General features: G+C 63.0%; 9 protein-coding genes and 1 pseudogene. 5 read left to right on the top strand and 5 right to left on the bottom strand.

Features of this window, described 5'->3' with window-relative positions; all coding sequences use genetic code 11:
* Positions 1–47: 47 nt before the first annotated feature.
* A pseudogene (locus PEM_RS10645) lies at positions 48–484 on the bottom strand (helicase IV); the annotation flags it as partial.
* A 456-nt stretch (positions 485–940) separates the two neighbouring features.
* Here PEM_RS10645 and PEM_RS10640 point away from each other — a divergent pair.
* Positions 941–1,534: a suppressor of fused domain protein gene (locus PEM_RS10640; protein WP_111127312.1), complete on the top strand. Its 594-nt coding sequence runs from the start codon at positions 941–943 to the stop codon at positions 1,532–1,534.
* A 257-nt stretch (positions 1,535–1,791) separates the two neighbouring features.
* Here the strand turns inward: PEM_RS10640 and PEM_RS10635 are convergent, their stop codons facing one another.
* Together PEM_RS10635 and PEM_RS10630 are read right to left on the bottom strand one after the other, a co-directional pair.
* On the bottom strand, positions 1,792–4,545 hold the full coding sequence (locus PEM_RS10635) for a UvrD-helicase domain-containing protein (protein WP_111127310.1): 2,754 nt from the start codon (positions 4,543–4,545) through the stop codon (positions 1,792–1,794).
* A 151-nt stretch (positions 4,546–4,696) separates the two neighbouring features.
* Positions 4,697–5,686 carry an MDR family oxidoreductase gene (locus PEM_RS10630; protein WP_005417278.1) on the bottom strand — a complete coding sequence of 330 codons (990 nt, stop codon included), beginning with the start codon at positions 5,684–5,686 and terminating at the stop codon, positions 4,697–4,699.
* A gap of 101 nt (positions 5,687–5,787) precedes the next feature.
* On the opposite strand from PEM_RS10630, the gene PEM_RS10625 reads away from it, so the two are divergent.
* On the top strand, positions 5,788–6,141 hold the full coding sequence (locus PEM_RS10625; protein ID WP_032954284.1) for a helix-turn-helix domain-containing protein: 354 nt from the start codon (positions 5,788–5,790) through the stop codon (positions 6,139–6,141).
* Positions 6,142–6,196: 55 nt separating this feature from the next.
* Here the strand turns inward: PEM_RS10625 and PEM_RS20290 are convergent, their stop codons facing one another.
* Positions 6,197–6,646 (bottom strand): DUF3592 domain-containing protein, encoded by a 450-nt coding sequence (locus PEM_RS20290; RefSeq protein WP_005417274.1) that lies wholly within the window; start codon positions 6,644–6,646, stop codon positions 6,197–6,199.
* A gap of 634 nt (positions 6,647–7,280) precedes the next feature.
* Here PEM_RS20290 and PEM_RS10615 point away from each other — a divergent pair.
* The 3 genes from PEM_RS10615 to PEM_RS10605 all read left to right on the top strand — a co-directional run bounded on the left by PEM_RS10615 (position 7,281) and on the right by PEM_RS10605 (position 9,973).
* The gene (locus PEM_RS10615) at positions 7,281–7,688 is read left to right on the top strand and encodes a hypothetical protein (protein WP_065179543.1); all 408 of its coding nucleotides are present in this window, start codon (positions 7,281–7,283) and stop codon (positions 7,686–7,688) included.
* 76 nt (positions 7,689–7,764) lie between these two features.
* Entirely contained in the window at positions 7,765–8,631 is an 867-nt protein-coding gene (locus tag PEM_RS10610) for a hypothetical protein (RefSeq protein WP_065179542.1), read from the top strand.
* Between the two features lie 19 nt (positions 8,632–8,650).
* Positions 8,651–9,973, top strand: a complete 1,323-nt coding sequence (locus PEM_RS10605; protein WP_111127304.1) for an XVIPCD domain-containing protein — start codon at positions 8,651–8,653, stop codon at positions 9,971–9,973.
* A 49-nt stretch (positions 9,974–10,022) separates the two neighbouring features.
* Here the strand turns inward: PEM_RS10605 and PEM_RS10600 are convergent, their stop codons facing one another.
* Entirely contained in the window at positions 10,023–12,164 is a 2,142-nt protein-coding gene (locus tag PEM_RS10600) for a TonB-dependent receptor (RefSeq protein WP_111174764.1), read from the bottom strand.
* Between the last annotated feature and the right edge of the window lie 4 nt (positions 12,165–12,168).

Raw genomic sequence — 12,168 nt, 5'->3', positions numbered from 1 at the left:
TCAGCGAATGCTGACCGGGCCTCCATCCTCTTTCGCCGCTTCTCTAGCACCGCCCCGGACAACAACTGCTGATGCAGCTTGGCGAGGTGCCGGCGAACGCCATCCTGCAGCTCCTCGCGTCGATTCATCTGGAACGCCTGCAACACCGGGCTCATAGCCGGTGTAGTAGAACGAACCTCCTTTACGATCTGCGCGGGGTTCCTGCTGACGAAGTGACTGGAGGCATTGCAGAGAGCCTGAGGGCATGGGCAATGAAGGTCCGCATTAAGTCGATCAGGTCCACATCGGGCATTGGCTTGACACCCTGTTCGGGCAGCTCATGGTCCGGGTCCGGGTCGAGTTCGATGTCAGGCGCACCAATCCGCTCCGCAAGGCCCTGCAGGGCATGTCCACTGCGCAGGCCAAACGACGTCGTCTGGACCAGCGCGGTGCCGCGCGCCACATGCCGCTGGCGCTTCCAGTGCATCCCTTCGCTGTAGTTGGCAAGCGGCCGATGCGCCGCACAAGGATGCCGTCAGCTATCACAGCGCAAGCATGACGCTATCGACCCCTTGTCCGCTGGAGCCCCGTACCTCGCGCACTCTTACGTTCAAAAGTTGGTTACAGCCAACACAGCCCAACGGTATGGCCTTGTGGGGGAAAGATGGAAGCGGTGGTTTCAATTGCGTCGCCACCTTTCATCAGATTCCGCATAGTTGCATTGACTCGCCATCTCCCTTCGTTAGACTGCCGCGCCTCATGCGTGTCTATAAGGGCGCCAACCTCGACCTAGATTTGTGCGATGCCGTCGGGCTGTGAATTGACCTCGCCTCTGCGCTACTCAGTGTGAGGCAGCGTTACATAGAAAGTCTGACCCCAACTCCAGCCTCTACAGGACTAGCGCGTTGTCGTGAGGCCAGGAGAACGGAAAAGTACAATCGACTGATGTTCGGAGTGAGACATGCCTATCCCAAGTGCTCAATGCAGATTGGTAGCTAAGTACGAACAGAAAATATTTGGCGGCACACCACAGGTCCGCGAATACCTGGATGAGGCAGGGACTGCGTCAATCGACATGCTGACATGCCTAGACCCCGTCGACCCGGAGATTGTATCGATCGGAACGATCGGTGTGTCGGAGGTTGCGTTGATTACAGGTTCTGGCGATGAGCTCTTCACGAGAGTTGAGCTATGTGCTGCAGCGCTCGCCTCTGAGGGCTACTGGGTGAATGCCGTTGCGTCAGTCGCGCTCCACATCATAAAGAATAAGAGATCTGTACTTCCGGGGTGCGTTGTGGAGAACATATTTCGTGATTACATTCCAAATCCAAGGATGCCTCACGTTTATCTGGCTGTACCATTCTTCTGGAATGAAGATCATTTTCCGCAGCTTGATATTCCGCCGCTGCAGGTCAACTGGCTTCAATGCATCTCGATCTACGAGGAGGAGCGCTTTTTTATCCAGGAATTTGGCAGCGACGCCTTTGAAGCCCGGCTCGTCGACCAGAATGTGAACATACTGGACATGTCGAGGCAGCAGGCAGTGCCGGATTGAGGTGTTGACGCCCTGGCTGAGTCGGTCGGTCGAGAAGGGGCGGCATGATGCCGCTCATCACCTCGATCTGGTGTAGGACCAACGCCAGCGGTCTCGCGAGATGCCACTGTTCCATGGGGTCATCCATCGAAAGTTGACGAGGTCCAGCTGTAGGCATGGATGGCCGATCCCCTGACGGGACCAAGCCCCGGGCATAACTCTTGATGAAAGTTTGGCCAGGTCGAACATCGCCGCGCTGAGTGCGCAGATGAATGCACTTACCCGCGTCGTCCACCCTTCGGCCTGTTGTGGCACAACGGATAGCTCGAGCACGACCGGAAAGCCCCATGCGGTCCATTGCGGTCCACAAACACGCCAACCTTGCACACTGAGCAGCGTTCTTCATTGACGGCCACGCCAGACAGGCTTGTTATTTCCACTGCCCCGTCCTCCACCAGCTCATCCAGGAATGGCGAGTGCTTGCCCTGCAGGGTGAACATCGCAACCGACCGTCGCGCACGCGTCAGCGCGACATAGAACAGGCGTCGTTCTTCGCTCAGCGGATAGGTATCACCATCCGGCATCGCCAGCGAAAGCACCGGGTCATCGGCGCGCAGGCTCGGGAAGCTGCGGTTGATCATGCCCGGCAGGATCACGTAGTCCGCCTCGCGCCCCTTCGATCGATGTGCGGTCAGGAACTCGACGTCCATCGTGCTGCCAAAGGCCGTCTTCCAATCCGAAGGCACCGCGCCGCGGTCCGCGCGGTAGCGCCCCAGAACAAAGACCGTCACGCGCCCGTTGCGGCCCTGCGCCACCGCGCCTGACAATAGTTGCTGGTGCAGTTTCGACAGGTATTGGCGAACGCCATCCTGCACCTCCTCACGCCGGTTCATCTGGAACGCCTGCAGCACCGGGCCCATTGCCGGCGCAGCAGAGCGGACCTTCTTGGCGATCTGCGCGGGGTTGCGGCTGATGAAGCGGCTGGAAACATCACACAGTGCCTGCGGGCATCGGAATGTCTGCTCCAGTTTCAGCACCTGGCCATGCCCCATCCATTCACGGAATCCGGTCATCACCGAAACGTCGGCGCCAGCGAAGCGATTGATCGACTGCCAGTCATCGCCCACCGCAAACAGATAGCGGCCCGGTTGGCTGACCAGCGCACGGCAGAGGCGCGCACGGGCGCGCGAGGCATCCTGGAATTCGTCGGCCATCACCAGATCGTAGGGTGATTCATAGTGGCCCTGTTCCAGCAGCCCGGCGGCCATGTTGAGCATGTCCTCGAAATCGATGCTGCGCTCGTCAGCCAGTGCATCGTCCCAGGCCTGGAAAACCGGCCCGGCGATCTCCAGGAAGCGCCGGTAGCGTTCCTTGAACTGATCCTCAGGCATCTGCCGCAGGCGTGCGGCCATGTCATCCAGCGTCAGGCAGTTGCTCTTGGCATGCGCAATGAAGGTGCGCATCAGGCCAATCAGGTCTGCATCCGGCATCGGCTTGGCGCCCTGGTCAGGCAGCTCGCGGTCCGGGTGCGGGTCGAGTTCGACACCAGACGCACCCAGCCGCTCGGCAAGATGCTGCAGGGCCTGTCCACTGCGCAGGCCGAACGACGTCGTTTCGACCAGTGCGGTGCCGCGTGCCGCATGCTGCTGCCGCTTCCAGCGCATCCCTTCGCTGTAGTTGGCAAAGTGCTTCGGCGGCTGGCCATCGGCATCCAGCGCAAAGTGCTCGTGATACAGCTGGGCGTCCGGATAGTAGAAGTCAGGACGATACTGGCGGTGGGTATCCGTCGCGGTATCGAACTCGTAGCGCCGCTCGTAGTCGTACGCCACGCCGTTGTAGAACAGCCAGTCGGCGATGACGCACTCTTCCAGGCTCTTCACTCGCTCACCCTGCAGGGTACGCATGTAGGGCGTGCCATCGCGGTCGTAACCATCGGCCATCATGTCGGCACCCAACGGCGGCAGATCGCGTCCGAACACCAGGCGGAACATGTCCCACTGGGTGCGGAAGTGGGTCGAACGGTCCTTCAGGTCGTCCACCAGTTCGGCCAGCTTGTTGAAGCCCAGCGTCGCGTCGACCGCCCATTCCGGGATATCCGGCTTGCGCCCTGTGGCCTTGGCGATGAGGGACAGGCCCAGGGCGTGGAAGGTCCAGGCTTCCACCATGGTGTCGCCCATGCCGAGCCGGTCGAAGCATCGCTGCGCGCGCTCTTCCAGCTCCTGAGCGGCGTCCTTGTTGAAGGCGAGCATCACAATCCGTTCGGGCTGGAAAAAGCCGCGATCGATGGCATAAGCGGCCTTGGCAACCATCGTGGAGGTCTTGCCAGAGCCGGCCGCGGCCACGACCTGCACCCGGTTGTCGAAGCAGATGACGGCGCGGGCCTGCTCCTCGGTCAGCGGCCTGCTCTCGACCCGGTCCAGGAAGGGCTTGGCCAGACCCAGTTCACGGGTCGCCATTGCCTCATTGGCGTCCGCCCACATGGCGGGCCAATCCAGCTGCCAGTCGTGCAGTGCATCCAGTGCCATGCGGTGGCGGTCCGAGTGCAGGTCGTCATGCACCTCCTCGTCGAGGAACAGCTGCTCCAGCTCGGCTGACGTGAGGGGCAGGGACGGGCGTTCGGCCAGCAACGCCTGCTGCTGTTCGTACGTGATCCAGCGGCGGCCGGTGGTGCCTCGGTCGGTAAGCGCATCTGCCTCGGCCAGCCACGCCTGGATCTGCGCCAGAACGTGCTCAAACAGTGCCTTGCGCCCTCGTCTGGAGCGCGCGAAAAGCACGTGCTGAACGGCAGCGGCAAGCCCGGAGCCCTGGCTGTTGGGCAGCCCATCCACGGACAGTGCTTCACCGTGCTCGGTCGTCAGTTCGACCCGGGACCAGAGCACGCCGCGAACGACCCGCACGCTGTGTTCGTTCGCCACATGCTGGTGGTATTGCCTGCCGTCGATCAAAAGCGCGAGCTGTTCGCCATCCAGCCGCAACTGCCAGTCCGGCGAGCGGGTCACACGCTGGCCCCAGACCGAGGGGCGCCATTCCATAGACATCCAGATACTGCCTTGCGTACGTCACCGGGCGTAAAGCGCCCTTGCCGCCCCATGATAAGGCGGCTTGGCGTGGCACGCTGCGTTTTCCGGTCAGTCGCGCGCGTGAGCCAGCGATGGCATTGCACCCTCGCCAGCGCGACAGGCGTCAGGCGTTCACATCCACGACGATGCGGCCGCGCACCTTGCCGGGGATGATCTGCTCATAGACATCCAGCACCTCGGCGAGGCCGATCTGCTGCACGGTGCTTTCCAGCTTCTGCGGGTCCAGGTCGGTCGCAAGCCGATCCCAGGCGCGCTGGCGAACCTCTTGTGGGGCATTCACCGAATCCACGCCGGCCAGGGTCACGTTGCGCAGGATGAAGGGCAATACCGAGCCGTGCAGAGCGTCGCTCTGCGCCAGGCCGCACGCGGCCACGGCACCGCGATACTTCGTCTCGGCGATGGCGTTGACCAGGGTAGGGCCGCCGGCCACATCCACCACGCCGGCCCAGCGTTCGGCACTCACCGGCCGCTCGCGCGGCTCCGAAAGCTGCGCACGATCGATGATCTCGGCCGCACCCAGGTTGTGCAGATACTCAGCATGCTCCGGGCGTCCGGTGGCGGCTACCACGCGATAGCCCAGCTTCGACAGGATCGCCACCGCAATCGAGCCGACGCCACCGTTGGCGCCAGTCACCAGCACATCGCCCTTCTCGGGCGTCACCCCGGCATGTTCCAGGGCCAGCACGCACAGCATCGCGGTATAGCCAGCGGTACCGATGGCCATGGCGTCACGGGTGCTCAGGTTGCCAGGAATCCGGTTGAGCCATTCGCCGCGTACGCGGGCGCGCTGTGCCAGGCCGCCGTGGTGGCCCATGCTCAGGTCCCAGCCATTGAGCACGACGCGGTCGCCTGGCTTGAAGTCGGCCCTGCTGGATTCCAGTACCACGCCTGCCAGATCGATGCCGGGAATGAGCGGGAATCTCCGGATGATCGGACTCTTGCCGGTGAGCGCAAGCGCATCCTTGTAGTTGAGCGTGGAGTACTCGACCTGCACCAGGACATCGCCGTCCATCAGGTCCGCCTCGTCGAAATCGACCAGCTCGGTCGAAAGCTGGTTGTTCGTCTTGCCGGTCAGCAGGGCTTTGAACGTCATGGATGGCCTCACATTCATGGAATGGGGCCATGCTAGGCTCGTGCCACTATTGCAACAAGAACGATGATTTTCCGTAGGTACTATGGTTTTCCGGAGTATGCATGCGTAGCAGGCGTTGGGATGGCAAGAGCGGGTGTGCGGTGGAAGTCACGCTGTCCGTGATCGGTGGCGTGTGGAAGCCGATCATTCTGTTTCACCTGATGACCGGCAAGCGACGTTTCATGGAACTGACGCGGCGGGTGCCTAATGCCACCCAGTCCATGCTCACCAGCCAGCTGCGTGAACTGGAAGCCGATGGCGTGGTGATCCGCCACGTGTATCCGGAAGTGCCACCCAAGGTGGAATACGAGCTGTCCGAGTTCGGTCGCACGCTGGTGCCGGTGCTGCTGGCCATGCGCGAGTGGGGCGAGACCTATCGCGGCCATGGAAGCACGGAAGGCGATTGCCAGAGTTGAAGAGACTTTTGGCTCTGCGCGAGCGCATTGGTGGATGCGCTCGCGCCTGGATGGGTCAGGCCGGCTGCGCTTTCCGGCCCTGCACCACCCGGGTGGCCAGCAGTGCCAGGGTGACCAGCCCGGAGGCGATTGCCAGCCACAACAACAGCAGGGAGTTGTCCGCTTCGCCAACGGCCATCGCCACGGACGGGTCTTTGGCGTTGTAGCGGATATCAATTTCCTCCGCCTCGTCGGTGGCACGCATCCGATTACCAAGGTCGTTGGAGACCGCAATCTTCTCAACGCGTGATTGGCCGTCTTCAGTTTCGAACTCGACATTCAGGACGAAGTTGCTCTTTCTGCCCCTCTTCTCATCCCAATGCACCTCGGTGACGAGGCCCACCGCATCGCGCCCTTCAGCGCCATCAGTAAGCGCATGACGATGATGATCGTTGTAGGCGGCCACGGAAAGTGCGACAGCTATACCAGCGGCAACAAGGATGTTGCGCCAGGAAGTGAATTCCATGATGAGCTCCTGATCCATTGAGGTCGGCGACTATAGTCATCAGCTCGCGGATCTCGTATGAAAATGGCGCGGCGCGCACATTCCGTTGTGATCAGATCTCGCGCTCGAATATAGCTCTGGGCGCTTCCATGCAACGGTTCCCGGTGTGTCTCCAGCGCGGGCCGATGGTGTTCGAGCTGGAAGGGAAGGCCGTGCGTATTGCGACTTTCTGCGCGATCGCCATAGCCGGTGTGTCGTGTCCGGCTCGAAGTGATCGTTGGGTCCCACGCGCAGGCAGGCGCGATGTACCAACGAAGCGCGTCAGTCGGTGGGCGGTTCGCCATCCCGTGACGCAACCAGCGTAGGAACGTGTCAGCGCGGACTTTTCCTACTTTCCATCCACGACGGAGTGCGCCCATTATCGCCGCGCCAAGGCACTCGCCCTGGCCGGGATTGGCGTCTCGAACTTACGTAGTACAAGGCGTCGTAGTTGCAACGTATGTTGCGATCACGACAATGCACTCTCTGTCAGTTCATGGCGGATGGTGCGTGGGGGTCTTAGGGCCCGTCGGCTTTCGTACTACGTATCCGGCACGCCAACCCGCACCGTCCGCCACCTTGCATCTGCAGGTGGCCACATCGTGAGGTTGCCGTCATGCCCGAACGTCTTCCCGACCATCCCCGCCTGCATGCGCTGCTGGGCGCCGCCGTGCGCGATCTTCCCGCTGCCTTGGCCGAAACGCTGGAGGACGCGCTCCGCGAATCCGCCGAGTTCGTCACGCCATCGGCATTCTTTGCACATCTGGCAGGCCACGGCAGGAACCTGCGCGCTGATGGCGAGGCCTGGAGTGAAATGTGCCTGAGCCCCGGCCGCGCCTTCGACATGGCCCTGGCGACCCGAAGCATTTCGGGCATCACGGCGTTGACCGCGGTGCTGCACGCTGCGCATGTGGCGCGGGAGAGCGACGATCCCGCCTGCTGTCCCTCCGCCGCCGTGGTCGAGGGCCTGTTCAACGCCTGCCAAGTGCTGTCACTGCAGGTAGAGCGCTGCCTGGTTCCATGAAGGGCTGCGATGCGGTTCCTGTTCCGTTGACGCCCGGCTCCTTATAGTGGCGCTGGAACCCTGCAATGGAATGCCCATGCACGTGATGTCCCCGAGCCGTTGCCTGACGCTTGCACTTGCCGTCGCGGTGAGCGCCAGCGCATGTGCACGGTCACCGTCCACCGAACACGAAAGGAATCCCGCCATGTCCGGCGCAACGCAGACCGGCCGCACGATCAACGGCCACACCTATACCGATGCGCCCGTGGACGTGAAGCTCGGGCCGAATACCTTCCGCATTCCGGCCAACTACCTGGACAGCCAGATCGCACCGTGGCCAGGCGAGGGCGTGACGCTGGTCATCGAGTGGCCGGACATGAAGCCGACGGCGCCGGGCGCCCGGGCCAATCCGCGTACGAATGATTTCCGGAAGGAGATTGCTGTGGCGATCGACTACATCGATCGTGCGCCAATCGAAACATCATTGGAGCGCTTGTCCTCCAACCAGGCATCCACCGAGGAGGGGTCGGTGGAGCGAAAGGATCCTCGGGATCGGCTCGATCTGCGGATTGCGCAGCCCGATGTCATGGGCCTGACGCCTTACGCCATCGATGAAACGAGGATGGCGGTTTTCTCGAAGGAGTACGAAGCACGCTATGGACAACCGCCCACCCGCAATCCTGCCTATGAAGATGACTGGTACATCGCGCGCGCTCCCAACGGCAACCTGACCACATTCATCAAATGCGAAAACACGGCGTTCCGGGGGGACGGCGTTCGACTGCAGGGCGATCAGGTCATCAGTGAGCAGGGACAAGCCGCCGCGGGGTGCTTCCACTATTTCTCGGATGTGGAGAACAAGCTTTCCATCTCGCTGAACTACAAGCGGGCCTTCCTGGCGGACTGGAAGCGGATGGAAGATGCGGTGCGGGATGTTCTCGCGCGCTCCCGGGTCCGGAAGTGAGTGCATTCAGGAGCAGGCGATGGGCGGATTGACGCAAGAAAATCTCAAGATTCTGGCCAGCTATGCCAAGGCTGGAAACCGCGAGTTGTACTGGAACTATCTGTCGCAGCTGCCGGACGCGGATGGCTATGGGACGCTTGCGCTGGGCGTGGTTCGCAACGACAGCTTGCCTGGCCGCGTTGCAAACAGCTATGCACAGGAGTATGCCCGGCATCAGGAAGGCAAGGGCTCCGGCTTTCCCGACGCGCAGCTGAGCGAGCGCCAATGGGAGATGTTTGGGCAGACGCTTCTGCGCCAGGACCTGGAGCGACGCCTGTTTTGGATGGAGCAGGGGCGATCCGACCTGGCACTGAATCTTCCCGGCAAAGACGTGATGCTGGCTCACGACCGCGCATTTGAACGGCATGAACTCGATCCCAACTGCTGGACGCCGCGCGTGTTGCTGCAGGCGGCTGAACAGAAGAGCGGCCCCGAGAAGCTGGAGCAGATCTGGACCAACATGCTCAACAACGACTACGCCGGCGGCCCGCGCGTAGGCAATACCAGTGTCGATGCCATCAGCCAGATGGGATGGGCGAAGGGCGGCCAGTACCTCACCCGGTTGAGCGTGCTGGAAGCCACTCAGGCATTGGAAGGGCGCTCGGCGGTCGATCCGAACGTCATCGGTGGCAACAGCTACTACGCAATGTACTTCGCAGCGGACAGGAAGTGGGCTAGTGTCAGCGCGGGCGGCGGCCACATGTCGATGCGGGAGATCACCGACCCCTCCCGCATCGCCGAACTCAACGACGCGCGCGAGGTCCGTCTGGAACGCCAGGAAAAACGCACCCAGTTCCACCCGGACGACCCGTACCGGACCATCACCCGCAGCCCGCTGACCGCCGCCGTGGACGACGTGCCGGATCCCTCGCAGGCACCGACCCGCCTGGCCGACATTGGTCCGGGCCACCGCGACTACGCACTGATGCAACAGGTGCGCGAAGGCGTGGCCGCGATCGATGCCGGCGCCGGGCGTACCCACGATGAGAACAGCGAGCGCCTCGTAGCGAGCGTGATGGCATTGGCCCGTCGCAACCAGCTTGAACGGGCCGACCATGTGCTGCTGAGCGCGCAGACCGCCGAGCATCCGGCCGGCCGCAACGTGTTCGTGGTGCAGGGCGAGATGAGCGATCCCGCGCATCTGCGAGCCGTCATGCCTACGGACACGGCAGTGCAGACGCCGGTCGAACACTCGCTGCGGCAGATCGAGGCCGCCAGCCTGGAGCGACAGCAGGCGACCATGCAGCGCCAGCAGGACAACGACGTCCACGCGCGTGACAACCCTGCGATGCGGATGGGCTGAGGTTACGCAGCAGAGCCGCGCGGGCGCCCGGCTCTGCTGGAAGGCCTTCTCAGAAGCGGTAGGCCGCCTGCACATACACCCGCCGCGGCTCGCCCGGGAAGTGCCCGTTGCGTTCGATGAAGCCACTGGCTGCGTACACCTTGTCGAACAGATTCTTGACGTTGGCCTGGAACTGCCACTGCTTCCACGTGGTCTTCCAGCTCATGTCGAATACCGTGTAAGCCTTGACCGTCTGCCCATCCAGGCTGACACGCTCGCCCACATGGTCGGCGCCGAAGCCGATGGCCGAGTTGATCGACGGCAGGTCGTAGCGTGTCCACAGGCCGAGCTTGTTGCGTGGCGCATTCGCGAAGCGGTCGCCTGAGGCATTGGTGATGCCATTCGGTCCGGCGTCCTTCACCCGTGCGTCGTTGTAGGCATAGGTCAGGTTCACCACCCAGCGCTCGGTCACGTCGGCCAGCAGGTCCAGTTCCATGCCTGTGCTGCGTACCAGGCCCAGCGCGGCCAGCTGGTTCACGCCGTCTCGCACTTCGCCGGTGGCCTGCACGATGTTGCTGCGGTCGATGCGGTAGGCCGCCATGTTCAGGGTCACACGGTCGGCCAGCAGGGATTTCAGGCCGATTTCCCATTGCCTGCTGCGCTCAGCGTCGAAGGGCCCACCGGCCGCCGGATTCTGGTTGGCGGCACTCTGCGGCACGAAGCCACTGGCGACGTTGGCGTACAGGTTCACGCCGTCCCGGGCGGCAAAGGTGCTGCCCAGACGCCAGCTGAGCGCATTGCCATCCACGCTGCTGCCACCCATGCGGTCCTCATCCTTGAAGCCATCCCAGCGCAGTCCGGCCAGCACATGCCAGCGGGTGCCCAGTGCCAGCTCATCCTGCAGATAGCCGCCGTAGCGTTTGCTGCGGGTGGCGGTGCTGCGCCAGGGCAGGGTGGCCAGGTTGTAGTCGTGCCAGGTGCTCGCGCCATAGACCGGGTGGAACAGGTCGATGCCGCGCACAGGGCCGGCGCCGCGTGTCAGGTCGGCACTGTTGGCGGTCTGCGCGGTGAAGTCGGCGTCGAGCTGATACACGTCGGCACCGAACAGCACCTTGTGTTCGATACGGCCGGTGTTGATCCGCCAGACGGCATTGCCGCTGGCGGTGAAGGCCTCGTTGTCGCGGATCTGGTTGCGCAGCTGGCGCGTCATCCACTCGGCCACGCCGTCGCGATCACGATCAATCAGCCCCATCGGCTCGTGGTACATCTGGTGCTCGTTGTTGCTGAACCAGCGCGCGGCAATGTCCACGTCCAGGTTGTCGCGCGGTGCGAAACGATACTGCGCCAGTGCGACCTTGGCGCGCATGTCGAGGAAGTCACTGGCCTCGTTGTGGTTCCATCGCCGGTCGGTCAGGAAGCTGCCTGCATCGTTCACCGGCACGCCGCGCAGGCGGTTGCCGCCCAGGTTCTGGGTGATGTCGGTGAACTGCAGCACCAGTTCGCCGGTCTGGCCGACATCGAAGGCCAGCGAGGCATCGCCGATCACGCTTTCGCTGTCGGTATTCCAGCGCACGCCCTGCTCGCTGTCGGCATACAGGCCGGCGCGATAGCGAATGCTGCCGCTGGCATTCAAGGGGCCGGTGCCTTCGATCGATCCGGCGCGGAAGTCCCTGTCGCCTGCCTGCATCTCGATGCGGCGTTCGGCGCGCGCCTTGGGCTTGCGCGTTACATAATTGATGACACCGCCCGCATCACCACCGCCGTACAGCGCACCGGCCGGACCTTTCAACACTTCCACGCGTTCGATATTGAACAGTTGCGGCACCGAGAAGCCTGCATAGGGATCACCGCGAAGGCCGTCGTAGAGCACGTTCTCCTGGCGGAACCCGCGCAGGGTGACGCCGGCATAGCTGAAGAAGCTGATGCCGCTGATGCTGCGGTACAGATCGGTGACCTGGCGCGCCGCCTGGTCGTCGATCAGCTCGCGCGGCACGACCTGGATCGACTGCGGTACCAGTTCCAGCGGGGTATCGGTGCGGGTGCCGACAGCGGCATCGTCGGCCCGGTACAGGGTCTGCGCGCGGCCGCGGACTTCCACTTTGTCCAGGTCTTTCGGGGTGTCAGCGGAGGCCTCGGAAGCCAGTGCAGGTGTAGCCAGGGAAAGGGGCAGCGCCAGGCAGAGGGCGTGCTTGAGCGGGGTTGGAAAGGGCATGAGG

Source organism: Stenotrophomonas sp. Pemsol, assembly GCF_003586545.1.
In the GTDB taxonomy this organism is placed as follows: Bacteria; Pseudomonadota; Gammaproteobacteria; order Xanthomonadales; family Xanthomonadaceae; genus Stenotrophomonas; species Stenotrophomonas sepilia.
This window is presented reverse-complemented; position numbering and strand designations above follow the sequence as displayed.

Bases quoted from the DNA above. Each gene is read 5' to 3' on its own strand.
- PEM_RS10640 (WP_111127312.1), top strand. From the start codon at position 941: ATGCCTATCCCAAGTGCTCAATGCAGATTGGTAGCTAAGTACGAACAG.
- PEM_RS10635 (WP_111127310.1), bottom strand. From the start codon at position 4,545: ATGGAATGGCGCCCCTCGGTCTGGGGCCAGCGTGTGACCCGCTCGCCG.
- PEM_RS10630 (WP_005417278.1), bottom strand. From the start codon at position 5,686: ATGACGTTCAAAGCCCTGCTGACCGGCAAGACGAACAACCAGCTTTCG.
- PEM_RS10625 (WP_032954284.1), top strand. From the start codon at position 5,788: ATGCGTAGCAGGCGTTGGGATGGCAAGAGCGGGTGTGCGGTGGAAGTC.
- PEM_RS20290 (WP_005417274.1), bottom strand. From the start codon at position 6,646: ATGGAATTCACTTCCTGGCGCAACATCCTTGTTGCCGCTGGTATAGCT.
- PEM_RS10615 (WP_065179543.1), top strand. From the start codon at position 7,281: ATGCCCGAACGTCTTCCCGACCATCCCCGCCTGCATGCGCTGCTGGGC.
- PEM_RS10610 (WP_065179542.1), top strand. From the start codon at position 7,765: ATGCACGTGATGTCCCCGAGCCGTTGCCTGACGCTTGCACTTGCCGTC.
- PEM_RS10605 (WP_111127304.1), top strand. From the start codon at position 8,651: ATGGGCGGATTGACGCAAGAAAATCTCAAGATTCTGGCCAGCTATGCC.
- PEM_RS10600 (WP_111174764.1), bottom strand. From the start codon at position 12,164: ATGCCCTTTCCAACCCCGCTCAAGCACGCCCTCTGCCTGGCGCTGCCC.